At 67.9% G+C, this 22,499-nt stretch carries 23 protein-coding genes; 7 read left to right on the top strand and 16 right to left on the bottom strand.

Annotated elements, in window-relative coordinates; genetic code table 11:
* Positions 1 to 4 precede the first annotated feature (4 nt).
* From LQ954_RS14780 to LQ954_RS14740, 9 genes are all read right to left on the bottom strand, one after another.
* A complete protein-coding gene (locus LQ954_RS14780; protein ID WP_231023807.1) occupies positions 5 to 316 on the bottom strand; it encodes a gene transfer agent family protein in 312 nt (103 codons plus the stop codon).
* Entirely contained in the window at positions 313 to 720 is a 408-nt protein-coding gene (locus LQ954_RS14775; RefSeq protein WP_231023805.1) for a phage tail tube protein, read from the bottom strand. Before LQ954_RS14775 ends, LQ954_RS14780 begins: the two co-directional genes overlap by 4 nt.
* A gap of 236 nt (positions 721 to 956) precedes the next feature.
* A complete protein-coding gene (locus LQ954_RS14770) occupies positions 957 to 1,511 on the bottom strand; it encodes a head-tail connector protein (RefSeq protein ID WP_231023803.1) in 555 nt (184 codons plus the stop codon).
* 60 nt (positions 1,512 to 1,571) lie between these two features.
* Complete coding sequence (locus LQ954_RS14765; RefSeq protein WP_443026638.1) at positions 1,572 to 2,588, bottom strand: phage major capsid protein; 1,017 nt, start codon at positions 2,586 to 2,588, stop codon at positions 1,572 to 1,574.
* A 73-nt stretch (positions 2,589 to 2,661) separates the two neighbouring features.
* Positions 2,662 to 3,036: an HK97 family phage prohead protease gene (locus LQ954_RS14760; protein WP_231023801.1), complete on the bottom strand. Its 375-nt coding sequence runs from the start codon at positions 3,034 to 3,036 to the stop codon at positions 2,662 to 2,664.
* Complete coding sequence (locus LQ954_RS14755) at positions 3,033 to 3,341, bottom strand: DUF6127 family protein (RefSeq protein ID WP_231023800.1); 309 nt, start codon at positions 3,339 to 3,341, stop codon at positions 3,033 to 3,035. Before LQ954_RS14755 ends, LQ954_RS14760 begins: the two co-directional genes overlap by 4 nt.
* Positions 3,338 to 4,444, bottom strand: a complete 1,107-nt coding sequence (locus LQ954_RS14750; protein WP_231023799.1) for a phage portal protein — start codon at positions 4,442 to 4,444, stop codon at positions 3,338 to 3,340. Before LQ954_RS14750 ends, LQ954_RS14755 begins: the two co-directional genes overlap by 4 nt.
* 42 nt (positions 4,445 to 4,486) lie before the next feature.
* A complete protein-coding gene (locus LQ954_RS14745) occupies positions 4,487 to 5,788 on the bottom strand; it encodes a DNA-packaging protein (protein WP_227773047.1) in 1,302 nt (433 codons plus the stop codon).
* Positions 5,785 to 6,408: a hypothetical protein gene (locus LQ954_RS14740; protein ID WP_231023798.1), complete on the bottom strand. Its 624-nt coding sequence runs from the start codon at positions 6,406 to 6,408 to the stop codon at positions 5,785 to 5,787. Before LQ954_RS14740 ends, LQ954_RS14745 begins: the two co-directional genes overlap by 4 nt.
* A 298-nt stretch (positions 6,409 to 6,706) precedes the next feature.
* Between LQ954_RS14740 and LQ954_RS14735 the strand changes: the two genes are divergently transcribed.
* On the top strand, positions 6,707 to 7,933 hold the full coding sequence (locus tag LQ954_RS14735) for an NAD(P)/FAD-dependent oxidoreductase (protein WP_231023797.1): 1,227 nt from the start codon (positions 6,707 to 6,709) through the stop codon (positions 7,931 to 7,933).
* 72 nt (positions 7,934 to 8,005) lie between these two features.
* Here LQ954_RS14735 and lpdA read toward each other — a convergent pair whose 3' ends face one another.
* Complete coding sequence (lpdA, locus tag LQ954_RS14730) at positions 8,006 to 9,400, bottom strand: dihydrolipoyl dehydrogenase (protein WP_231023796.1); 1,395 nt, start codon at positions 9,398 to 9,400, stop codon at positions 8,006 to 8,008.
* Between the two features lie 91 nt (positions 9,401 to 9,491).
* Between lpdA and LQ954_RS14725 the strand changes: the two genes are divergently transcribed.
* Complete coding sequence (locus tag LQ954_RS14725) at positions 9,492 to 10,724, top strand: acyl-CoA dehydrogenase family protein (RefSeq protein ID WP_231023794.1); 1,233 nt, start codon at positions 9,492 to 9,494, stop codon at positions 10,722 to 10,724.
* Between the two features lie 76 nt (positions 10,725 to 10,800).
* Here LQ954_RS14725 and LQ954_RS14720 read toward each other — a convergent pair whose 3' ends face one another.
* The 3 genes from LQ954_RS14720 to LQ954_RS14710 form a co-directional block, all read right to left on the bottom strand.
* Positions 10,801 to 11,376, bottom strand: a complete 576-nt coding sequence (locus LQ954_RS14720; protein ID WP_227772210.1) for an opacity protein — start codon at positions 11,374 to 11,376, stop codon at positions 10,801 to 10,803.
* A 143-nt stretch (positions 11,377 to 11,519) separates the two neighbouring features.
* Positions 11,520 to 11,891 (bottom strand): tRNA-binding protein, encoded by a 372-nt coding sequence (locus LQ954_RS14715; protein ID WP_227772209.1) that lies wholly within the window; start codon positions 11,889 to 11,891, stop codon positions 11,520 to 11,522.
* A complete protein-coding gene (locus LQ954_RS14710; protein ID WP_227772208.1) occupies positions 11,891 to 12,562 on the bottom strand; it encodes a glutathione S-transferase family protein in 672 nt (223 codons plus the stop codon). The genes LQ954_RS14715 and LQ954_RS14710 overlap by 1 nt, the downstream gene beginning before the upstream one ends.
* A gap of 136 nt (positions 12,563 to 12,698) precedes the next feature.
* Between LQ954_RS14710 and LQ954_RS14705 the strand changes: the two genes are divergently transcribed.
* Positions 12,699 to 13,544, top strand: a complete 846-nt coding sequence (locus LQ954_RS14705) for an enoyl-CoA hydratase-related protein (protein WP_231023791.1) — start codon at positions 12,699 to 12,701, stop codon at positions 13,542 to 13,544.
* A gap of 95 nt (positions 13,545 to 13,639) precedes the next feature.
* A complete protein-coding gene (locus LQ954_RS14700) occupies positions 13,640 to 14,713 on the top strand; it encodes a sensor histidine kinase (RefSeq protein ID WP_231023790.1) in 1,074 nt (357 codons plus the stop codon).
* Here the strand turns inward: LQ954_RS14700 and LQ954_RS14695 are convergent.
* Together LQ954_RS14695 and LQ954_RS14690 are read right to left on the bottom strand one after the other, a co-directional pair.
* Positions 14,710 to 15,483, bottom strand: coding sequence for a class II aldolase/adducin family protein (locus LQ954_RS14695; protein WP_227772205.1), 774 nt, complete (start codon positions 15,481 to 15,483; stop codon positions 14,710 to 14,712). The genes LQ954_RS14700 and LQ954_RS14695 overlap by 4 nt on opposite strands.
* A 267-nt stretch (positions 15,484 to 15,750) precedes the next feature.
* The gene (locus tag LQ954_RS14690) at positions 15,751 to 16,785 is read right to left on the bottom strand and encodes an alcohol dehydrogenase family protein (protein ID WP_231023789.1); all 1,035 of its coding nucleotides are present in this window, start codon (positions 16,783 to 16,785) and stop codon (positions 15,751 to 15,753) included.
* A 157-nt stretch (positions 16,786 to 16,942) separates the two neighbouring features.
* Between LQ954_RS14690 and clpB the strand changes: the two genes are divergently transcribed.
* A complete protein-coding gene (gene clpB, locus LQ954_RS14685; protein WP_231023788.1) occupies positions 16,943 to 19,522 on the top strand; it encodes an ATP-dependent chaperone ClpB in 2,580 nt (859 codons plus the stop codon).
* Between the two features lie 54 nt (positions 19,523 to 19,576).
* Here the strand turns inward: clpB and LQ954_RS14680 are convergent, their stop codons facing one another.
* Positions 19,577 to 20,419 carry an inositol monophosphatase family protein gene (locus LQ954_RS14680; RefSeq protein ID WP_231023787.1) on the bottom strand — a complete coding sequence of 281 codons (843 nt, stop codon included), beginning with the start codon at positions 20,417 to 20,419 and terminating at the stop codon, positions 19,577 to 19,579.
* A 64-nt stretch (positions 20,420 to 20,483) separates the two neighbouring features.
* Between LQ954_RS14680 and LQ954_RS14675 the strand changes: the two genes are divergently transcribed.
* Positions 20,484 to 21,026, top strand: coding sequence for a peroxiredoxin (locus tag LQ954_RS14675; RefSeq protein WP_227772201.1), 543 nt, complete (start codon positions 20,484 to 20,486; stop codon positions 21,024 to 21,026).
* 105 nt (positions 21,027 to 21,131) lie between these two features.
* On the top strand, positions 21,132 to 22,169 hold the full coding sequence (locus tag LQ954_RS14670) for a GGDEF domain-containing protein (RefSeq protein WP_231023786.1): 1,038 nt from the start codon (positions 21,132 to 21,134) through the stop codon (positions 22,167 to 22,169).
* The last annotated feature ends 330 nt before the right edge of the window (positions 22,170 to 22,499 follow it).

The raw sequence follows: 22,499 nt of genomic DNA, 5'->3' as shown, positions 1-22,499 counted from the left end.
GGCTTCATCGCCCCGCCAGGATTTGCCCGATCAGCGTCTTCAGCGGCGCCATGGCGGCGGTCAGCCCTTGCGCGGTCACCGCCTCGCCCAGCATGTCGCGCGTCAGCGCCGCCGGCCGATCGCGCAGGCAGTGCCAGAACAGCCCGATGATCTCGCCCAGCGACAGCCGGCCCTCGGCGGCCCGCTCGACCAGCGCGAACAGCGGCCCCAGTTCCGCCTCCGCCGCGACCAGCGCGGCAAAGCTCGGCCGCAGCACCAGCGTCTCGCCCGCCACGCGCAGGCTCGCCTCGCCGCGATGCGCGTTCGCGCCGCTCATGCCGCCACCACCGGGCCGGAGCTTTCCAGGTTCACGGTGTAGCTGCGCTCGCCGTTGAAATCGCCGGCATAGTCCAGCCGCGTGACCAGGAACCGCCCGGTCAGCGTCTCGCCGCTTTCGAAGCTCAGCCGATAATCGTCGATCGTGCCGGCCAGCGCATGGGACTTCACCCGCGTTTCCGCCGCCGATCCGGTGAACACCCCCGCCGCCGACACGCTGACGCTGCGCACGCCTGCGCCCGACAACAGGTCGCGCCACCCGCCCGACCCCTTGTTGGTCACCACTACCGCCTCGCCGTTGATGCTCAGCTGCGTCGTGCGCATCCCGGCCACCGTCGCGAATGCCGGCGTCGCCGCGCCATCGCCCACCTTCAGCAGGAAGGCCGATCCTTTCTCCACCGCCATCTCATCTCTCCCGATAGATTGTCACCGCGAACTCGCCCGTCGCGGTCCAGCGATCGCCCCCGCTTTTCACGCCACCGCTCTTCACGATGCGCGACCGCACCAGCCGCAGCGCCACGACGCGCCACCCGCCCCCGATCTCGCCCGACAGCGCGGCGCATCGAATGTCGCCACAACGCTGCCGACCGCGGCGACCAGCGCGGCCTGTAGCGCCGTCCCCGCATCGCTCCCGCCGCCCGTCATGAATGCGCCTCCGCCATCAGCCGCATCCGCCGGTACGGCCGCCACAGCGCGGCCACCGCCGCCGGCGGCGCGCGCCCCGCGTCGCGGTCATTGAACAGATGCGCGATCAGCATCGCGACGCCCTGCGCCAGCGGCGGGGGCAGCGCGGCCCAGTCCGCCGCCAGCCCCGCGGTATAGCTCACCGCCACGCGCCCCGCCGCGCCCGGCGCGATCACCCGCACCCAGCCGCGCGCATCGCCGTCGACGTCCACCGCATAGGCGTCCGCCGGCAGGACGAAGGGCGCGCCCTCTGCCGGCAACCCCATCACCCCGTTGATCGCCACCACCGGCGTCGCGGCCAGCAACTGCCACGCGCGACCGGAAGCGGGCAGCACATCCTCCGCCGTGCGCGTCACCAGCAGCGTGCCGGTGAACGCCTCCGCCAGCACGATCGCGCTCGCCGCGAGCCGCGCCAGCAACGCCGCTTCCACCTCCCCCTCCAGCCGCAGAAAGCCGCGCGCCTCAGCCACCGCCGCGGCGATCGCGGCGGGCGACACCCCCGAAACCGTCATGATCCTCTCCCTTCAGCAACGACACGCCCCTGCCGCGCGAACGGGAGGGGCCGGGACGGATCAGGATGCGGCGAACTTCATCACCTTGATCGCCTCGCTGTTCGACACGCAGCCACCCACGCGCTTGGTGGCGTAGAAGCTGACAAACGGCTTCTTGGTGTAGGGGTCGCGCAGGATCGCGGTCTCGGCGCGCTCGGCGATCAGATATCCCGCCTTGAAGTTGCCGAAGGCGATCGACAGCGTGTTCGCCGCCATGTCGGGCATGTCCTCCGCCTCGACCACCGGATAGCCGAGCAGCGTCGCCGGCTGCCCCGCAGCCAGGCTCGGCTGCCACACGAATGCGCCGTCGCTGGTCTTGAACTTGCGGATGCGCGCCAGCGTCGCCGCGTTCATCACGAACACCGCGCCCTGCCGGTACGGCGCGCGGAGCGACTGGACGAGGTCGATCAGCCGCTCCTGCGGATTGCTGCCGAAATCCCCCGCCGCGCCCGATAGCACGTGCTGCAACGTGCCGAACGGCCGCGTCGCATCGCCGGTAGTGGCGGTCGGCTGCTGGATAAAGCCTTTGGGCCGGTTGATGCCGTTCCCGTTCACGAACGCCGCACCCTCTGCCTTGGCGAACTCCGCCGCGATCTCGCCCGCCAGCCATTCCTCGACGTCGAAATGCGCGTCGTCCAGCATCGCCTGAGTCGCCGACGGATTGGCGAACAGCTCGCCCATCGGCGGCGCGATCTCGACGAAGCTCGGGGTCGCCGTCTCGGCCCGCTCGCCCGTCTCGGCGGCCCAGCCCGACGGCGTGCCGCCGGTCGTCACCAACTTGCGATAGCCCGCGCTGCCGACCTGCACGACATTGGCGATGGCGCGGATCGGCGAAGCCGCCTTCAGCGTCGCATCGATCACCGCGTCGAGCTCCCTGGGCACGGCATAGCCGCCGCTGTCGCCCGTCACGCCGGAGAACGCCTTCATCTCCAGCACCGCGCCGCTGCGCACGAAGGCGCCGAACGCCGCATCGCGCCCCGCCCCTGCCATCGCCGACGCCCCGTCCAGCACCGGCCGTGCCACCATCATCTCACCCATGTTCTTCTCCCACGCGAAAACCCTCCCCGGCCACGCTCGGCCGGGAAGCTGCACCCACCACGGGCGCGCACCGTCAGATCTCGATGATCGTCTCCACCCGCGCCGCCGCCTGCATCGGCACGGCCACCAGGCTCACTTCGGCAAGGCTCGCGCGCAGCACCTCGCGCCGCGCCCCCTGCCGAACGGACGTCGCGCGATAGCCGACCGACAGCCCGCGCAGTGCGCCCCCACGCACCATTCGCGCCACCTCAGCGCCGGCCACGCACGCCTCGATCCACAATCCGCGCGCGTCCTCCCCGATCGCCCAGATCTCCCCCACCGGTGCGCCGCCATGCTGCATCAGCAGCGGCACCGGCACCGCATCGGCAAACACGCCGGCGCGAAACACGTCGCCCGCGCGGTCGACCCGGTCGAACACCGCGGCATAGCCCTGGATACGCAGGCTCATTTCACCCACTCCCCAAACCCCAGCTTCACCGCCAGCACGGCCAGCAGCAGCGCCGCCGCCCACCCCGCAAACGCCTTCCACGCGCTGCGTTTGGCATCGCGCCACGCGCTCAGTAGCTCGCGCAGCTCGGCGAGGTCGCGCGAGGCCGCATCATCGGCCAGCCCCAGCCGGGTCATCGCCCGCGTCGCCCCCAGCTCGCCCGCCTCCTCGGCGATCGCGCGCAGCGTCGCCATGTCCGCGCCGCCCGCGCTCCCCTGCGCCAGCAACTGCGCCAGGACACTTCCCGTGCCCGAAGAACCGCTCATTGCGCCCACCCCACCATCTGCCGCTTCTCGTCGGCGGAAATGAAATCGGCCGCGGACACCATCGCCCACAGCCGCTCGCGATCCTCCACCAGCGCCGGCACGCGATCGGGATCGATCTCGATCCGCGCCCCCGCGAACCAGTCGCGCAGGCCAGCCGCCAGCGCGCCGAACACCGCATCCGCCAGCGGGAGCACGGTCAGCCGCCACAGCGCGCGATTGGCCTCGCGGTAATTGGCGTAAGTCGCGTCCCCAGGCAGCCCGAGCAGCATCGGCGGCACGCCGAACGCCAGCGCGATCTCGCGCGCCGCGGCCGATTTCAGCCCGACGAAATCCATGTCGGCTGGCGACAGGCTCAGCGCCTGCCACTTGAGGCCCCCTTCCAGCAGCATCGGCCGCCCGGCATTGCCCGCACCGGCAAACCCTGCGTCCATCTCCTCGCGCAATCGCTGGAACTGGTCGGCCGACAGCGCCGATCCATCGCCGGGGTCATAGACCAGCGCCCCCGATGGCCGCGCCGCATTGTCGAGCAGCGCCTTGTTCCAGCGCCCGGCGGCATTGTGCACCGCGATCGCCCCCGACGCCGCGCCCAGGCACCCCAGCCCGTAATGATCGTCCAGCGGGTGGAACCCGCGCACATGGATCACGGCATCAGGCGCGATCTCGCTCACCCGCCCGCCGACGGTATAGCGATAGCCCGCCGCCCAGCCGCTGGCGTCCAGCACCACGCCGACCCGCTCGGGCCTGAGCGGATACAGTTCCGCGACGTCGCCCGTCTCGTCGCGCAGCACCTGGACGAAGGCATTGCCGTGCAGCAGCACCTGCGCCGCCACCACTTCGGCCAGCCGCCCGCCCCCGGCGCGCGCCGTCACCAGCGCCAGCAGCGCGGGATCGCTCGCGTCGAGCGGCGCCGATCCCACCGCCTCCGCCACCAGCCGCACCGCGCGCTGCGCCACCGCATTGCCGAGATATCCCGCGCGCACCTGCGCCTCATAGCCAGACGGCCATTCCCCTTGCGCAAGGGCCTGCCCCGCCCGCGACCCCGCCCCACGCGAAAGGGCCGGGCGCGATTCCTCACGCCCGGCCCTCATGCCGAACCACTTCATGCTCATCCCTCCCGAATTGTCAGGTCACGCCGCGCCGCCGCGCTAGATCGCCCGCACCCCGGCCTGCACGCGCCGCCCCAGCATCAGTTCATGCAGCGCCCAGACCAACGCATCCGCGCGGTCGGGCGACCGCCCCGGCCCCTCATAGCCGCCACCGATCACCAGCCCGCACAGCTCGTCCTCCAGCATCGGGAACACGCCCGCATGGCGCACGCGCCCGGCCTCATACAGCGCCGCCACCGGCTCTGCGCGCGCCACCTTGCCGCGGCTGGCATGGACCAGCCTCACCGGCAGCCCCGTGTCGGCGGCATGCAGCACCGATCGCACCATCTCGCCGCCCTGATTGGCCTCCGCCACCACCCGGTCGGCGCCATGCCGCGCGGCGCAGCCCGCCACCGCGCGCGCCCAGCCCTCCGGCGTCGCGCCGGTGACGCTGGCGTCCTCGATCACATGGCCGCCGCCCGCGGCATCCACCCCCGCGGCCACGATCCCGCAGGCGTCACCGCCGACGCTCGCCGGCGGATCAACCCCAACCACAACGCGCACCAGCACCGGCGCCGCGACGATGCGACAATCCTCGATCATCGCGCGCGTCCACAACGCGCCCGCGACCGTCTCGATCATCTCGCCGTCCAGCTCCTGCCGGCCCAGCGCCGTCCCGCCATAGCTTTGCGCCATCGTCTCGACGAACGCCGCCGGCAGGTGGATGTTGTCGCCCGTCCGCCCGGTCGTCTGGTGCAGCCCCGGCAGCGCCATCACCCGCCGCATCAGCGCGGTCGATCGCGGCGTCGTCGTCACCATCACCTGCGGCTGCTTTCCCAGCCGCATCGTCATCATCAGATTGTCCCAAGCCGCCTCGCCGCGCCGCCATTTGCCCAATTCGTCGCACCAGGCGGCATGATGTTCGGGCCCACGCAGCCCCTCGGGCGAGTCCGCCGAATAGACGGTGGCGATCGCCCCGCCCGGCCAGCGCACCTCGCCCTTGCTCGCCGCCCAGGCCGGCCGCATGTCGAGCCGCGCGGTGGCCAGCACCCCGCTCGGCCCCTCCACCATCACCCGCCGCGCCTCGTCCGCCGTCGCGCCGACCAGGGCGATCCGCGCTTCGGGACGGGTGCGCGCAATACCATTGACCCATTCCGCCCCCGCGCGTGTCTTGCCGAACCCGCGCCCTGCACGGACCAGCCACACGCGCCACGCCTCCTCTGGCTCATATTGTCCCCCATGCGCGAAGGTGTGCCAGCGCCCCGCCATCTCCACCTTCATCGGCATCGACAGTTCTGCGATCACCCGGTCGCGCTCGTCCGGCGGCAGCAGCGCCAGCCTCAGCAGCAGATCGTCGCTCATGACGGCGCCCCCCGCCGCGCCAGCCCGTCCAGCGCGCGTTTCAGCGCCGCGTCGCTCTCCGCCTCGGTCGGCATCCTCACCGGCAGCGTCCGGCCCCGCCGCCCGGCATCGGCGGCGCGATGCCGCTGCAACATGCCGACCGCCAGTTGCAGGTCGCCGTTGCTGATGCTCGCCCCCACCGCCCCGGCGGCCACGCCGTCAACCTTGCCGATCGCATAGACCAGCAGCGCATTTTCCAGCCGGTCATATCCGATCGCCAGCGCCTCTTCCCAGGCCGCGGCGAAGGCGGCATCGACGCTGCGCCAGCGGTGCACCGTCGCCAGCGTCCGCCCCGCCGCCGCGGCCGCCGCCGCCACGTTGCACGTCTCCGCCAGCACCTTGGCAAAGCGCAGCTGCCGCAGCCGCGTGGTGTGCCCCGCGATCCGCTCGGTGCCGCGCAATGCCTCGTGGCGCGCCGCCGCGCCAGCCGCCACCCCGCCGCTCCTGTCGTCCGATGCGGACGCGGCGCGCGCCTTACGCGGCCGCTTCGCCCCGCCTGCGATACGTTGGGCGCTCGGCGTACCGTCATCACGCCGAGCCACTGCATCCTCCATCGGGCCAGGCGCGCGCGCGTCCGCCACCGCAGCCTCACCGGAACCGCGGGAGCGACCAGCCGCCGACCGCCCCCGCGGTGCCGCCGTCCTCGTCTCGCCCGATCCGCCGAGCCCCAAACGCCGACGGGCCGGGAGCGGCAGGGTGCATCCCCCGCGCTCACCGGCCCGTCGGCTCATCGAGGCTGGCGGCGCTGCCCAACCGCGCCTGCACTTTCTCGATGTTCCTGTTTTGTACACATTGAGCGTCGCGCTGTCAAGCGCGTTTCGCTTGCCCTCGCGCCCCCGCCGACGCAGGACCGGCACGAACACATCGCGGGGAGGATGAATGAGCAGCTACGACGTGGTGATCGTCGGCGCCGGCCATGGCGGGGCGCAGGCCGCCATCGCGCTGCGCCAGGCAAAGTTCGACGGGACGATAGCGGTGATCGGTGCGGAACCGGAACTGCCCTATGAGCGCCCGCCCTTGTCCAAGGAATATCTCGCCGGCGACAAGACGTTCGACCGCATCCTGATCCGTCCGGCGGCCTTCTGGCAGGAACGCGGCGTGGAGATGCTGCTCGGCCGCGAGGTCACCGCCGTCGATCCCGCCGCGCATACCGTCACCACCGCCGATGGCCGGGCGATCGGCTACCGCCACCTCGTCTGGGCAACCGGCGGCAGCCCGCGCCGCCTCGCCTGCGCCGGCAACGATCTCGCCGGGGTCCATACCGTGCGCACCCGCGCCGACGCCGATCGCATGATGGCCGAGCTTCCCGGCGTGACCGACGCGGTCGTCATCGGTGGCGGCTATATCGGGCTGGAGGCGGCCGCCGTCCTTGCGAAGTTCGGCAAGAAGGTGGTCCTGCTCGAGGCGCTCGACCGCGTCCTCGCCCGGGTCGCCGGCCCGGACCTCTCGCGCTTCTACGAGGCGGAGCATCGCGCGCATGGCGTCGACGTGCGGCTCGGCGCCGCGGTCGACTGCATCGTTGGCGAAGACGGCAAGGCCAGCGGCGTGCGCCTGTCCGACGGCAGCGTCATCCCCGCGCAGCTCGTCATCGTCGGCATCGGCATCATCCCCGCGGTCGAGCCGCTGCTTGCCGCGGGCGCGGTCGGCGGCAATGGCGTCGCGGTCGATGCGCAATGCCGCACCAGCCTCCCCGACATCTTCGCGATCGGCGATTGCGCGCTCCACACCAACGGCTTTGCCGACGATGCCGACATCCGGCTTGAATCGGTGCAGAACGCCAATGACCAGGCCAATGTCGTGGCGAAAACGATCGCCGGGCAGGACGCCGCCTATCACGCGGTGCCGTGGTTCTGGTCCAACCAATATGATCTGAAGCTGCAGACCGTCGGCCTCTCGATCGGCCATGACGCCACCGTCCTGCGCGGCGACCCCGCCACCCGCAGCTTCTCGATCATCTACCTGAAGGCCGGCCGCGTCATCGCGCTCGACTGCGTCAATGCGGTCAAGGATTACGTCCAGGGCCGCAAACTGGTCGAAACCGCCGCCACCCCCGATCCCGCGCGGCTCGCCGATGCCGGCACGCCGCTGAAGGAACTCGCCGCCTAATCACCGCCAACGAAAAAGGGGGCGCCGGCCCATCCGCCAGCGCCCCCTTTCGGGTCCGTCCAGGTCAGCCGATCAGATGTGGATCGGCTTGCCCTGCACCGCCATCGCGGCTTCCTTGATCGCTTCCGAATGCGTCGGGTGCGCGTGGCAGGTGTAGGCGATGTCCTCGCTGGTCGCGCCGAACTCCATTGCCTGCGCCGCCTGCGCGATCATCGTGCCCGCAACGCTCGCGATGCACCACACGCCCAGCACGCGATCGGTCTTGGCGTCGGCGATCACCTTCACGAAGCCGTCGGGCTCGTGATTGGTCTTTGCGCGGCTGTTCGCCATCATCGGGAACTTGCCGACCTTGATTTCGCCCTTCTCCTTGGCGGCTTCCTCGGTCAGCCCGACGCCGGCGATCTCCGGCCAGGTGTAGACGACCGACGGGATCACGTCATGGTTCACGATGCCGTGCTGGCCGGCGATATTCTCCGCAACCGCAATGCCCTCGTCTTCGGCCTTGTGCGCCAGCATCGGGCCTGGAATGACGTCACCGATCGCCCAGACACCCGAAACCGAGGTGCGGAAATCGTGATCGGTCTCGATCTGGCCGCGGTTGTTCGGGGTGAGGCCGATCTTCTCCAGCCCCAGGCCGTCGGTGTTCGGCTTGCGGCCGATCGACACCAGCACGCAATCCGCCTCGATCGTCGATGCCTCGCCGCCAGCGGCCGGCTCGACCGTCAGCGTCGCCTTGTCGCCGTTCACAGCAACATTGGTCACCTTGGTGCCCAGCTTGAACTCGATCCCCTGCTTCTTGAAGATCTTGTTGGCTTCCTTGCGCACGTCGCCGTCAAAGCCCGGCAGGATCTGGTCGAGGAATTCGACGCACGTCACCTTGGCGCCCAGGCGCCGCCAGACCGAACCGAGCTCCAGCCCGATCACGCCGCCACCGATGACGACCATGTGCTCGGGCACCTTGGGCAGCTCGAGCGCGCCGGTCGAATCGACCACCACCTTCTGGTCGATCGTCACGCCCGGCAGCGGGGTAACGCTGGATCCGGTCGCGATGACGATGTTCTTCGCCGTCACCTTCTGCCCGCCGACGGTGACGCTGTGCGCATCCTCGAAGCTGGCGCGGCCCTTCAGCCACGTCACCTTGTTCTTCTTGAAGAGATATTCGATGCCGCCGGTCAGGCTCTTCACCGACTCGCGGCGCTGGCCGTGCATTGCGTCGAGGTCCAGTTCCGGCGTCACCTTCACGCCCATCTTCGCCATCGAGCCATTCGCGGCCGCGTCGAAATACTCGCTCGCATGCAGCATCGCCTTGGACGGGATGCAGCCCACGTTGAGGCAGGTGCCGCCCAGCGTCTCCCGGCTTTCGGCGCAGGCGGTCTTCAGGCCCAACTGCGCCGCGCGGATCGCTGCGACGTAGCCACCCGGACCGGCACCGATCACGAGAACGTCATAATCGAATTCGTCAGCCATCGGGTGCACTCGCCTCTGGATTAGGGAAACCGGCTGCGACATAGACCCTCATGACGGGGGTGCAACCCCGCGAGGACATAGGAGAGGCCGGATGGACCTGAAGTGGAGCCCTGAGGAGCAGGCGTTCGAGGCCGAGGTGCGCGATTTTCTCGCCACCGCGCTCACCCCCGACCTGCTGCGCGCCGGCCGCCTCTCCACCAGCGTCTATGCCGATCACGAAGCCAGCATGAAATGGCAGGAGATCCTCGTTGCCAAGGGCTGGGCCGCGCCGCACTGGGCGCCCGAGCACGGCGGCACCGACTGGACGGTGGCGCAACACTACATCTGGAACCGCGAGCGGATCGCCGCTGGCGCCCCGGGCCTCTCGCCGATGGGCATTTCGATGGTGGCCTATGTCATCATGAAATACGGCACGCCCGAGCAGCAGCGCTTCTTCCTCCCCCGCATCCTGTCGGGCGAGATCTTCTTCTGCCAGGGCTATTCGGAGCCCAATTCGGGCAGCGACCTTGCCTCCCTGCAGACCAGCGCGGTCGAGGATGGCGACGACCTCATCGTCAACGGCCAGAAGGTGTGGACCACGCATGCCAACGAGGCGAACTGGATTTTTGCGCTGGTGCGCACCTCAAAGGAAGGCCGGCCGCAGCAGGGCATCACCTTCCTCCTCATCGACATGACGACGCCCGGCGTGGAAGTCCGCCCCTTCACCATGACGTCGGGCGAGCAGGTGCAGAACGCCGTATTCTTCACCGACGTCCGCGTCCCCAAGGCGAACGTGATGGGGGAGATCGACCGCGGGTGGAGCGTCGCGAAATACCTCCTCGAGTTCGAACGTGGCGGCAACGCTTATGCGCCGGCATTGAAGGCGCGGGCGGACGCGATTGCGCGCCATGCTGCGGAGACGACCGGCAGCGACGGCGCGCCGCTGATCGACGATCCGGTGTTCGCTACGAAGCTTGCCCGAGCCCGCGTGCGCGCCGACGTGCTCGAGATCATGGAGCTTCGCTTGCTCTCCGCTGCCAATGATGACGGCAGCGTTGGCGCGCTCTCTTCGATGATGAAGATCATGGGTACCGAACTTGCCGGTACGCTCACCGAACTGGCGATGGAGGCGGCTGGGGATCGCGGCCTCGTTTATCAACCACATGCCACTATGCCCGGCGGCGCCGTGCCGGGCCACACACCGCCGGAGGACGGTTATGTCAGCGGGGACGAGTGGCACGCCTTGGCGCCACTGCGCTATATGAACGAGCGGGCCGGCCCGATCTACGCCGGCTCGAACGAGATCCAGCGCAACATCATCGCGAAGCAGGTGCTCGGCCTCTAACGCGGCCCTACCGCACCGACACATAAAGGGGCTCCGACCACAGCCGGAGCCCCCTTTCTTATCCTTGCGGCAAGGATCAGAAGTGCCCGATGACACCCACCATCGGCCGCACGGTTTCGAAGTCGCCGGTGGTGGCGATCTCCGCACGGATGCGTACGCCTTCCTTCTTCACCAGCCCGTCCAGGCCGATCGCCGACGGGCCAAATTCGCCGCCGATGCCGTAGGAAACACGGCCGAAGTCGCGGCTGTCGTTGCCGTACCGGTCGAAGTTGACCCAGCGATAGCCAGCCTTGACGTAGATGAGGCCGGTCTCACCAGCCCGCGCGCCAACCCGGCCATGCACGCCATATTCCCAGTCGATGTCGCCAGTGAAACCCTTGGCGGCATTACCCTCGACACCGATGAAGAAGCTGTTGAGCGGCACGTTCACGCCCACCACGCCTTCGACCAGGCCGCCCTTCAGGCGGTTGCCCGGCTGCGACACGGGGATGCCGCCGCCCGGCGCGCTTTCGAACCCTTCATAGCCGCCGAGGACGCCGACATAGGGATCAATCCCGAACGCGCGCGAACCGTCGGTGGTGGTCTCCTGCGCCGCGGCGACCGAGGGGATCACGAAAGCGGCAGCTACAGCCGCCGAAAGCAACTTCTTCATAACAATACCTTTTACCAGGCCGCTGGTCTGATGCGCGGTCCGCACGTTCAAACCCGCGGTGCTCAGGCCGGTTGCCAAGGCGGCCAGGTAAAGTCTTCGTGTTGCCCTGCAGCAACACTCGTCAGAAGCTGAAAGAACCTCGATTAGAACAGCCGCCCGCCGTCTGGTACGCTCAAGGTCGGCGCTGCCAAGACGACCTTTCCGTCCGCGTCCGGGAAGCCCAGCGTGAGCACCTCGCTCATAACCGGGCCGATCTGGCGTGGCGGGAAGTTCACCACCGCCATCACCTGCTTGCCTACCAGATCGGCCGAATCATGATTCTCGGTGATCTGCGCGGAAGACTTCTTGCGTCCGATCACGGGACCGAAATCGATCACCAGCTTCAACGCCGGCTTGCGCGCCTCCGGAAACGGCTCTGCCAACACGATCGTGCCCACTCGAATGTCGACCTTCAGGAAGTCGTCGAAGCTGATCGTCTCGGCCGCAGGCGCTGCCGCATCATGGTTGGCGTGCATCAAAAATCCGGATTCTCGTAATAGTTCGGCGGTTCGATCCCGCTCATCCGCTCCGCCAGCAACGGGCGGAAGCTGCGGCGGCTCTTGAACGCCGAATACCAGGCTTTCGCATGGGTATGCCCGGACCAGTCGATTCCACCCAGATAATCTGCGACCGAAATATGAGCCGCTGCCGCAAGATCGGCGAGACTGATCGTTGCGCCGCCCATCCATTTTCGGTGATCGAGCAGGTAATCGATATAGTCCAAGTGGCCGATGGCGGACTTCATGGCCTCGCGCAGCCGCGCCGCGTTCGGCGACTGGCGCAACACGAGCCGCTTCACCATCCGCTCCTCAATCAGCGGTTGGCTGACGTCGCGATAGAATTGCGAATCGAACCAGGCGACCAGCCGCCGGATTTCGGCCCGATTGGCCGCCGATCCGTTGATCATCGCCGCGCGGTCCACCGTCTCCTCGAAATATTCGCAGATCGCCATCGAATCGATCAGCACGGTGCCGCGCTCGCCATCCACCATCACCGGGGTCTGGCCGGCCGGGTTCATGTCGAGAAATTCGTCGCGGCGCGTCCACGGGATCTCCCGCACCAGCTCATAGCCGACGTCCTTCTCGCCCAGAAGGATGCGGACCTTGCGAGTGAAGGGGCACAAGGGAAATTGGTAGAGCTGCCACATACCCCCTCGTTAAGCCGGGCGGACGATACGGGAAAGCCGCTTTGGCGATCTCAGCGCACCGCATGGCGCAAGGCAACGGGACAGGTTATGCGATTGAAGAAGCGGGCGCACATGATCCGCAGGCAAGGAGAGGCCGATGACCTTTGAACAGATCCGTTACACGATCGACGGTCCGATCGCGACGATCATGCTCGCCCGTCCTGACAAGCTGAACGCTTATACCGCCGTCATGGGTGCCGAACTTGCGGAGGCCGTGCGCAAGGCCGGTGCCGAGGAAAAGGTGCGCGCCATCATCCTGACCGGCGAGGGACGCGGATTCTGCGCCGGTGCGGACATTTCGGGCGGGGCCGACAGCTTTGGCAGCGGCGGCCCCAATTTCGCTGCGGAAGGCAAGCCTCGTCAGGACGGCGGCGGCTTCGTTGGCGCCCTCTTCGACAGTCCCAAGCCAGTGATCGCCGCCGTCAACGGCGCTGCGGTCGGGGTGGGTGCCACGCTCACCTTGCCCTGCGACATCCGCATCGCGGCGGACACGGCACGCTTTGGTTTCGTTTTCGCCCGCCGCGGCCTGGTACCCGAAGCCGGGAGCGCCTGGTTCCTGCCGCAGATCGTCGGACTTCCCCAGGCATTGCGCTGGTGCCTTTCGGGCAAGCTGTTCGATGCGGCGGAGGCCCTTAGGGGCGGCCTGGTCAGCGACGTGGTACCGGCCGATAAGTTGCTCGAGCGCGCGCAGGAAATCGCGCTGGAGATCGCGGAGAATACTGCTCCCGTGTCGGTCGCGCTTACCCGGCAGATGCTGTGGCGCTTCGCTGGCGAGGCCTCGCCCGCTGGCGCGCTCAAGGTGGACGGCGGCTTCGCCATGGCGCTGGGTGCCGGGCCAGACGTGCGAGAAGGGGTGGCTGCGTTCCTGGAAAAGCGTGCGCCGGCATTTCCCGGCCGCATTCCCCACGACATGCCGCCGGGCTATCCCTGGTGGGGCCGTTGATCGCGGCTCGCCGCTCAGCGGACGCGCACGGATCATGGGGCGTTCGCGGCCCCTCGACCTGACCGGCTTTGCTCTCTAACGTCCCGCGAAGGTGGATGGTGCCACCTTCGCAACAAGGGTCTTTTCTGCCGCTCGATCGCTTCCCGCTCGCCGTCCGTCCGTTATTGGCTTGGGCAGCGACCTTCGCGGCCGTCGCTGTTGCCTTCTGGATCCGTTACGCGGCGGACAGCACGCTTCCGCCAGGATTTCCGTTCGTCAGCTTCTTTCCCGCGGTGATCCTGATCTCCGTGCTGTTCGGCGCACGCTACGGCGCCGCGGCTGCGATGCTGGGCGGCGTGCTCGCCTGGTATTTCTTCATTCCGCCCAAGAGGGCGTTCAACCTAGATGTGGGATCGCTGGCGGCCATGGGATTCTACGCCCTGATCGTCGCCACAGAGGTCCTGATCATTCACTGGCTGCAGCGCGCCAACGGCCATCTGGCAGAGGAGCGCGAACGAAGCACTGCACTTGCGCGGACTCGCGCCCTGCTGTTCGACGAGTTGCAGCATCGTGTGTCGAACAATCTTCAGGCGGTTGCCGGCTTGCTCGCACTTCAGCGGCGCCGCCTTGCCGATCCCCAGGCCGCCGAGGCTCTGGCAGAAGCCTCGCAGCGGGTTGCATTGATCGGCCGCATCAGCCGCCGCCTCTACGATGCCGATGAGAACGGCAAAGGACTCGCCGCCTTTCTAACGGCATTGCTAGACGAAGTGGTGGAGGCAAACGGCCGCAGCGACATCGCTCGCCGGGTTGATTGCCCGCCCGATCTGCGCCTTTCCACCGAACAGGCACTGCCCGTCGCGCTCGTCGTCGCCGAATCGATCGCCAATGCCATTGAACATGGTCTCGGCGAACATTGCGCGCCCGCTATTGCGATCGAAGTGGTTACGGCCGGTCGACAGCTCAGCATCACCGTCGTCGACAATGGCGGAAAGCTGCCGGCTGCCTTTTCCGCGGAGGCGACCAACAGCCTCGGCCTTTCCATTGCCACCATGCTCGCCCGGCAGACGGGAGGGCGCTACGTGATTACCGGCGGGCCTGAGACCCGCGCCTGCCTCATGATGCCACAGGCATCCAGCGGGCAGGACGTTCGCCCTCATACCGAAGACGAACGTCAGCGCCGCTCCGCTTAGTTGCGGAAGCTGGGATCGATCCGGTCGAGCTTGCGCAGCAGTGCCGGCCAGGCGAGCTTTTCGGCCAGCTTGCCCATGCCCGCCGGCGCGCTTTGCCCGGCGACCTTCTCCTCCACGCCCTGCGGCGGATTGTTGAGGTTCTCGCGCCCCGCCGACAGCATCAGCACCTGCGCCTCGCACGCGCGCTCGAGGAAGTAGAGCCGCAGGAAGCAGGAAGCGACACTGTCGCCCACCGCCAGCGTGCCGTGGTTGCGCAGGATCATCGCGTGCTTGTCGCCAATGTCCGCCACCAGCCGCTCGCGCTCATCGAGGTCAGTCGCGATGCCCTCATAGTCGTGATAGGCGACATTGTGCTGCGCGATCATCGCCGTCTGGGTGTGCGGCAGAAGGCCGAATTCCATTGCCGACACTGCCTGGCCGTGCGGAGTGTGGAGGTGCATCACCGCCGCGGCATCCTCGCGCGCCATGTGGATCGCCGAGTGGATGGTGAAGCCCGCCGGGTTCACCGGGTGATCGGTATGGCCGACCGGATTGCCCTCGACATCGATCTTGACCAGGCTCGAGGCAGTGATCTCCTCGAACATCATGTCATAGGGGTTGATCAGGAAGTGATGCTCGGGCCCCGGCACGCGGGCGGACAGGTGCGTGAAGATCAGATCGTCCCAGCCGTACAGCGCGACGAGGCGGTACGCCGCAGCAAGATCAACCCGCGCCTCCCATTCACCGGGGGCATATTGGGCGGTGTTGTCGACCGGTGCCAGCGTGGCCATGGCGTGCTCTCCTGATTGCGATTTGCGCGGGATCATAACGGCGCGCCGGGACAGGGGCAATCGAACCCGGATCGGGGCGCGATCCCGGCGATAGCGCGACCGTTCGCGAACGATTGCAAAAAACGAATGTTGAGGAAGTTGAGGCGATAGCGCGTTTTTCTCCAACACCCTCAACATTGGCGATGATCGGCGACAGGCGAGGAAACGAGGTCATCATCGCCGGCGGTTAGACCATGATCCGTGCCATGTAGGACAGACGCGAACGGATCACTCCGGCGTCATTACCACCTTCAGCGCCTCGCGCCGGTCGAGGATGGCGTATGCCTCGGCGCCTTGCGACAGCGGCAGGCGGTGCGAGATATAGCGTTCGGGCCTGAGCTGCCCTTTCTGCACCATCGGGATCAGCTCCTGCCACCAGTGCGGCACGGAACAGGTGCCGGTGCGGAACGTCAGCCCGCTGGCGAAGGCGCGCTCCATCGGGAAGGGGAAGCGCCGCGTCTGGTTGACGCCAAGGCAGGAGACGGTGCCCCATTTGCCGACCAGCCGAAGCGACAGGTCGATCGTCGCGTCGGCGCCCACCGCCTCGACGACGCCGCTGCACATCCGGCCCTTGGTGTCTTCGCGGATGAACGGCACCGCCTCCGCCGGATCGACGCCGACCGCGCCCAGCCCTTCCGCAATCGCGCGCCGCTCGGGCACCAGATCGATCGCATAGACCCGCCCCGCCCCCATCGCGAAGCACCCTTCCACGGCCATCAGCCCGATCGGGCCGAGACCGACCACTGCGACGCTTGCGCCCGGCTTGATGTCGGCATTGCGCACCGCCATCCAGCTCGTCGGCAACGCATCGGTAAGCATCAGCGCCTGTTCGTCGCTGATCCCTTCGGGGACGCGCCGCGCGTTCACGTCACCCGCCGGCACGCGCACCGCTTCCGCCTGGCTCCCCTGCAGCGCGGCGGACAGCCCGTAGCAGCCCGAGCCATTGTTCTCGCATTCATGCACCCGGCCCATCAGGCAGCCGGGGCAGGCGCCGCAGCCGACCGCGGCAGAGATCATCACCCGGTCGCCCGTCTTCAGGTTGCGCACTGCCCGGCCGGTCTCGACCACTTCGCCCACCGCCTCATGCCCGACGCAAAAGCCCTTGTCCTCGGAGAAGCCATGGCCGTGGTAGATATGAAGGTCACTACCGCAGATCGCGCAATGCTTCACGCGGACCAGCACGTCGCGGTCGTCCTGCAACGCTGCATCCTCGGTCGACCCGTACTGGATGTCGCGCGCGCCGAAATACCGCAAAGCCTTCATGATCCGCTCCCGTCTTCTTTGCGCCGAACGGAGCCGATCGCTCTTCGCGCGTCAACCTCTGGACGCGCGCGCCCTGTCTCTCCATCTTTCTGAAAGACCCACCCTTGTGTTGCATAACGGCAACACCATCTGATGCTCGAAGGAAACAGGGACACCCATGAACCTCGAGAAATTTACCGACCGCGCCAAAGGCTTCCTCCAGTCGGCGCAGACCGTCGCGATCCGCATGAGCCATCAGCAGATCGGCCCCGAGCATCTGTTGAAGGCGCTGCTTGAAGACGAGCAGGGCATGGCCACCGGCCTCATCCAGTCCGCCGGTGGCGATGCCCGCCGCGCGGTGACGGAGACCGATGCCGCGCTCGCCCGCATCCCCGCGGTCAGCGGTTCGGGCGCGCAGTCGACGCCGGGGCTCAACAACGATGCCGTGCGCGTGCTCGACCAGGCCGAGCAAATCGCGCAAAAGGCTGGCGACAGCTACGTCACCGTCGAACGCCTGCTGGTCGCGCTCGCGCTGTCGCTCAACACTGCCGCCGGCAAGGCGCTGCAGGCGGCCGGCGTGCGCGCCGACGCGCTCAACACCGCGATCAACGACCTGCGCGGCGGGCGCACCGCCGACACCGCGACGGCGGAGGACCGCTACGACGCGCTGAAGAAGTTCGCCCGCGACCTCACCGAGGCGGCGCGCGACGGCAAGCTCGATCCGGTGATCGGCCGCGACGAGGAAATCCGCCGCACCATCCAGGTCCTCGCCCGCCGCACCAAGAACAATCCCGTACTGATCGGCGAGCCCGGCGTCGGGAAGACCGCCATCGCCGAGGGGCTGGCGCTGCGCATCGCCAATGGCGACGTGCCCGATACGCTCAAGAACAAGACGCTGATGGCGCTCGACATGGGCGCGCTGATCGCCGGAGCAAAATATCGCGGCGAGTTCGAGGAGCGGCTGAAGGGCGTGATCGACGAGGTGAAGGCCGCCGAGGGCGACATCATCCTCTTCATCGACGAAATGCACCAGCTGATCGGCGCCGGCAAATCGGAAGGCGCGATGGACGCGGGCAACCTGCTCAAGCCGGCGCTCGCGCGCGGTGAGCTGCACTGCGTCGGCGCGACCACGCTCGACGAATATCGCAAGTATGTCGAAAAGGACCCCGCGCTGCAGCGGCGCTTCCAGCCGGTGTTCGTCGGCGAGCCGACAGTCGAGGACACGATCTCGATCCTGCGCGGGCTGAAGGAGAAGTACGAGCTTCACCACGGCGTGCGCATCACCGATGGCGCGCTGGTCTCCGCCGCGACGCTGTCGAACCGCTACATCACCGACCGCTTCCTGCCCGACAAGGCGATCGACCTGATGGACGAGGCCGCGAGCCGCATCCGCATGGAGGTGGAATCGAAGCCCGAGGAGATCGAGACGCTCGACCGCCGCATCCTTCGCCTCAAGATCGAGCGCGAGGGGCTGCGCCGCGAGACCGACGAAGCCTCGCAGGACCGGCTCGAGAAGATCGAGGAGGAACTCGCCAATCTCGAGCAGCAGTCCGCCGAGCTGACCCAGCGCTGGCAGTCCGAGAAGGACAAGCTGGCCGGCGAGGCGAAGCTCAAGGAACAGCTCGACGCCGCCCGGCTGGAGCTGGAACAGGCGCAGCGCCAGGGCGATCTCGCCAAGGCGGGTGAGCTTTCCTACGGCCGCATCCCGGCGCTCGAAAAGCAGCTTGCCGAGGCGCAGGGCGCCGCGGCCAATGCGATGCTGCGCGAGGAAGTGACCTCGGAGGATATCGCCGGCGTCGTCGCCCGCTGGACCGGAATCCCGGTCGAGCGGATGATGGAGGGCGAGCGCGACAAGCTCCTCAAGATGGAGGAAGTGATCGGCAAGCGCGTGATCGGCCAGGCCGATGCGGTGCGCGCCGTCTCCACCGCCGTTCGCCGCGCCCGCGCCGGGCTGCAGGATCCGAACCGGCCTCTGGGCTCGTTCCTGTTCCTCGGCCCGACGGGCGTCGGCAAGACCGAGCTGACCAAGGCGCTCGCCGAATTCCTGTTCGATGATCCGAACGCCATGGTCCGCATCGACATGAGCGAGTTCATGGAGAAGCACGCCGTCGCGCGGCTGATCGGCGCTCCTCCCGGCTATGTCGGCTATGAGGAAGGCGGCGTGCTGACCGAAGCGGTGCGGCGCCGGCCGTACCAGGTCGTGCTGTTCGACGAGGTGGAGAAGGCGCATGGCGACGTGTTCAACGTCCTCCTCCAGGTGCTCGACGATGGCCGCCTCACCGATGGCCAGGGCCGCACGGTCGACTTCTCGAACACGCTGATCATCCTGACGTCGAACCTCGGCAGCCAGTATCTCGCCAATCTCGGCGAGGGCGAGGACGTCGAAACGGTCGAGCCGCAGGTGATGGAGATCGTCCGCGCTCACTTCCGCCCGGAATTCCTCAACCGGCTGGACGAGATCATCCTCTTCCACCGGCTGGGTCAGGCGCACATGGGGCCGATCGTCGACATCCAGGTGGCGCGCGTCGGCAAGCTGCTCGCCGATCGTAAGGTGACGCTCGACCTCACCGATGCGGCGCGCGCGTGGCTCGGCCGCGTCGGCTACGATCCAATCTACGGCGCCCGCCCGCTCAAGCGCGCAGTGCAGCGCTACCTGCAGGATCCGCTCGCCGATCTCATCCTGCGCGGCGAAGTGAAGGACGGCAGCACGATCAAGGTCGACGAAGGCGACGGGAAGCTCGCCCTGTCGGTCGCCTAGGCATCGTCGGGGGAGGGAGCAGGTGCGCCCTCCCGCTGACGGTTCATCCCGCCCTCAATGATCGTGGCCGTGCCCATGCCCGTGATCATGGTCGTGCGCGCCGGGCGCCGCGTGCAGCGCCTCCAGCACCTCGTCCATCCGCGCCGGATCGCCGATCGCCAGCACCTGCCCAGTGCTCGCCTGAGTCAGCGGGTCCCCGTTCCAGTCGCACATTCGTCCGCCCGCGCCTTCGACGATCGGCGCCAGTGCGGCGAAATCGTACAGCGCCAGCCCGGCCTCGCACACGATGTCGAGATGCCCGCTCGCCAGCAGCCCGTAATTGTAGCCGTCTCCGCCATAGACCGGCCCCTGCCGCGCGTGCCCGCCTGAAACCGCTGCGACCAGCGCCATGAAATAGGGCACTTCATCGTCGTTGAAGGCGTGCGGGCTGGTCGTCGCCAGGATCGCGCCCACCACCTCGCGGCAGGCGCGCGTGCGCACCGGCGATCCGTTGAACAGCGTCGGCCGCCCCGCCGCGCCGATCCACCGTTCACGCTGGATCGGCTGGTCGATCACGCCCATCATCGGCCAGCCATCCTCCACCAGCGCGACCAGCGTGCCGAAAATCGCCCGCCCCACGGTGAAGCTGCGCGTGCCGTCGATCGGATCGAGCACCCAGGTGCGCCCGGTCACGCCCTCCTTGATGCCATATTCCTCGCCATGCACCGCGTCGCCCGGTGCCTCGGCGTCGAGGATCCGGCGCATCGCCGCCTCCGCCGCGCGATCGGCCAGCGTGACCGGCGAATGATCGGCCTTTGTCTCGATGCCGAGTTCGCCGCGGAAATAGGGGCGGATCGCCTCCCCCGCGGCATCGGCGAGGCGGCTGGCGAGGTCGAGGTCGGCTTGGCGGATCGGCATTCCGCATGCCCTATCGCCCCGGAACGCGCAGCGCTAGAATGCAGGCTTCATTCGGGAGAGCCCCATGCGCCACATCCTTGCCGCTGCCGCCGCCATCGTCTCGTTCGCCGTTGCGACTCCGGTCGGCGCCGTTCTCCCCGTCGGGGCAAAGGCACCCGATTTCACCACCCGCGGGGCGGTGGCCGGCAAGGTGGTGAACGTCAATCTCGCCCGCCAGCTGAAGAAGGGCCCGGTCGTGCTTTACTTCTTTCCGGCGGCATTCACTGCCGGCTGCAACGCGGAAGCACGCGCCTTTGCGGAAAACATCCCGGCCTTTCGCGCTGCCGGCGCGACGGTGATCGGCATGTCCGCGGACACGGTTGAGGATCTGACGAAATTCTCCGCCGCCGAATGCGCGGGCAAGTTCCCAGTGGCGAGCGCGGGGCCTCGTGTCGTTGCCGGCTATGATGTCGCGCTCGGCCGGCAAATCAAGGGACGCGATGCGACCCGCCGGACCAGCTATGTCATCGATCGCGGCGGACGGATTGCTTATGTTCATGACGATCTGTCAGCCGATCGTCACGTCGCCCTGACCCTGGAAGCAGTCCGGCGCCTTCCCCGTAGCTGATTTTAGGTCAGCAACAGCAACGCAATTTTAGCTTCTCCGGCACAAAGTGAGGGATCGGAACGTGCAGCGCCGGCTGATGCCGGGGCGAGACGGGGCGCGAGATAGATGGTTGAGTTCCCCAGGCAGAAAGATGCCGAGCTGTACGAAGCGGTTGGCCAGTTCCTGGCCGACCACAAGCTGAGTATCGAGCCGGCCAATTACGCCTTCGCCTATCGGGTGTTGGTTGATCCCGCCGGCCCGCTGGCCCGTTCCGTTGCCGATCTGACGGATGGCGGTGTTCGACTGACGGCGCAGGACATTGCGCAGCTTGGCGGCCCAGCCCCGACCAACGCGGCGCCCGCCGGGAATGGCGACGCCGCTTCCTCGCGCCCCTCCTCCGAACTGATCGTCCAGGCGGACGCGATGATCGCGCGCGCGGAAATGCAGGTCGCCGACTTCTCGCAGGCCGTCCGCTCCATTCACGCGGAAACAAGCGGGTTCGGCCGCGATCTCGCCGCCAGTGCGGCCGCCATGCGCCAGGCTGATCCGGTCACCGGCACCGATGAAGTATTTCGACTGACGGCAACGATGATCGACCGGGCCAATGTCGCCGAACGTCGCATGGCAGCCGCCGAGCAGGAAGCGGAAGCGCTGCGCAGTGCGCTGGATGAAGCGCGGGGCACGGCGCGGCTCGATCCGCTGACCGAACTGGCCAATCGTCGCGCCTTTGACGAAGCCTATGATGCGGTGCCGCCCGGCACCCCCATTGCGCTGGCGCTGTGCGATATCGATCACTTCAAGCGCGTGAACGACGATTTCGGACACGCGGTCGGTGATCGCGTGCTGCGCGCGGTTGGCCTGACCATCGCCAGCGAAAGTGCTGGCGCCGTGGTCGCCCGCTATGGTGGTGAAGAATTCGCCATATTGTTCACCGGCGTGGACCTCGATGCGGCCGTCGCCCTCGTCGATCGCGCCCGCAGCGCGGTCGCGGCCCGCCGCTTCCGCTCGCGCAAGACGGACGCACCGATCGGGGTGATCACGATCTCGGGCGGCGTCGCCGCTGGCATGAGCGACGAACCGCGCGAGGTGCTTTATGCGCGCGCTGACGCCGCTTTGTACCGCGCCAAGGCAGCCGGCCGGAATCGCGCATTTTCCGCCGCATGATGGCGTGATCTACCAACCCGATTTGGCACATCCCGCCGCCTGAGTCGGCAGACACAGCTAAGTCATTCAAATTCCTTGAGCGCGCAAAACTGGCACGCCGCCTGCAATGCATTGGGCATCGGCGGCGGATCACCCGGCGCCACCAACAAGGAGATCGACAATGGCTTACCGTCTGAACCAGCTTCACCTGCATGTCGCCAGCTTCGTTGGCGCGATCGCTTTCGCCGCACTGATGGTCGGCGCGGCCGTTCCCGTTGTTCCGGTCGCCTGAACGGACGCTTCTTCAATTTCAGCCAGGGTGACAGCATTATGATCCGCTCTGCCTTCGCC

The sequence above is a fragment of the Sphingomonas sp. IC-11 genome (assembly GCF_021043365.1).
Taxonomy (GTDB): Bacteria; Pseudomonadota; Alphaproteobacteria; order Sphingomonadales; family Sphingomonadaceae; genus Sphingomonas.
The sequence above is the reverse complement of the archived record's forward strand: the minus strand, read 5'-3'. Positions and strand labels throughout refer to the sequence as shown.

Excerpts from the sequence above, each read along its gene's own strand:
- LQ954_RS14725 (WP_231023794.1), top strand. The coding sequence starts at position 9,492 with ATGGACCTGAAGTGGAGCCCTGAGGAGCAGGCGTTCGAGGCCGAGGTG.
- LQ954_RS14715 (WP_227772209.1), bottom strand. The coding sequence starts at position 11,891 with ATGCACGCCAACCATGATGCGGCAGCGCCTGCGGCCGAGACGATCAGC.
- LQ954_RS14705 (WP_231023791.1), top strand. The coding sequence starts at position 12,699 with ATGACCTTTGAACAGATCCGTTACACGATCGACGGTCCGATCGCGACG.
- LQ954_RS14745 (WP_227773047.1), bottom strand. The coding sequence starts at position 5,788 with ATGAGCGACGATCTGCTGCTGAGGCTGGCGCTGCTGCCGCCGGACGAG.
- clpB (WP_231023788.1), top strand. The coding sequence starts at position 16,943 with ATGAACCTCGAGAAATTTACCGACCGCGCCAAAGGCTTCCTCCAGTCG.
- LQ954_RS14775 (WP_231023805.1), bottom strand. The coding sequence starts at position 720 with ATGGCGGTGGAGAAAGGATCGGCCTTCCTGCTGAAGGTGGGCGATGGC.
- LQ954_RS14710 (WP_227772208.1), bottom strand. The coding sequence starts at position 12,562 with ATGTGGCAGCTCTACCAATTTCCCTTGTGCCCCTTCACTCGCAAGGTC.
- lpdA (WP_231023796.1), bottom strand. The coding sequence starts at position 9,400 with ATGGCTGACGAATTCGATTATGACGTTCTCGTGATCGGTGCCGGTCCG.
- LQ954_RS14755 (WP_231023800.1), bottom strand. The coding sequence starts at position 3,341 with ATGAGCGGTTCTTCGGGCACGGGAAGTGTCCTGGCGCAGTTGCTGGCG.
- LQ954_RS14680 (WP_231023787.1), bottom strand. The coding sequence starts at position 20,419 with ATGCCGATCCGCCAAGCCGACCTCGACCTCGCCAGCCGCCTCGCCGAT.
- LQ954_RS14750 (WP_231023799.1), bottom strand. The coding sequence starts at position 4,444 with ATGAAGTGGTTCGGCATGAGGGCCGGGCGTGAGGAATCGCGCCCGGCC.
- LQ954_RS14700 (WP_231023790.1), top strand. The coding sequence starts at position 13,640 with ATGGTGCCACCTTCGCAACAAGGGTCTTTTCTGCCGCTCGATCGCTTC.
- LQ954_RS14780 (WP_231023807.1), bottom strand. The coding sequence starts at position 316 with ATGAGCGGCGCGAACGCGCATCGCGGCGAGGCGAGCCTGCGCGTGGCG.
- LQ954_RS14670 (WP_231023786.1), top strand. The coding sequence starts at position 21,132 with ATGGTTGAGTTCCCCAGGCAGAAAGATGCCGAGCTGTACGAAGCGGTT.
- LQ954_RS14720 (WP_227772210.1), bottom strand. The coding sequence starts at position 11,376 with ATGAAGAAGTTGCTTTCGGCGGCTGTAGCTGCCGCTTTCGTGATCCCC.
- LQ954_RS14735 (WP_231023797.1), top strand. The coding sequence starts at position 6,707 with ATGAGCAGCTACGACGTGGTGATCGTCGGCGCCGGCCATGGCGGGGCG.
- LQ954_RS14760 (WP_231023801.1), bottom strand. The coding sequence starts at position 3,036 with ATGAGCCTGCGTATCCAGGGCTATGCCGCGGTGTTCGACCGGGTCGAC.
- LQ954_RS14690 (WP_231023789.1), bottom strand. The coding sequence starts at position 16,785 with ATGAAGGCTTTGCGGTATTTCGGCGCGCGCGACATCCAGTACGGGTCG.
- LQ954_RS14770 (WP_231023803.1), bottom strand. The coding sequence starts at position 1,511 with ATGACGGTTTCGGGGGTGTCGCCCGCCGCGATCGCCGCGGCGGTGGCT.
- LQ954_RS14675 (WP_227772201.1), top strand. The coding sequence starts at position 20,484 with ATGCGCCACATCCTTGCCGCTGCCGCCGCCATCGTCTCGTTCGCCGTT.
- LQ954_RS14765 (WP_443026638.1), bottom strand. The coding sequence starts at position 2,588 with ATGGGTGAGATGATGGTGGCACGGCCGGTGCTGGACGGGGCGTCGGCG.
- LQ954_RS14695 (WP_227772205.1), bottom strand. The coding sequence starts at position 15,483 with ATGGCCACGCTGGCACCGGTCGACAACACCGCCCAATATGCCCCCGGT.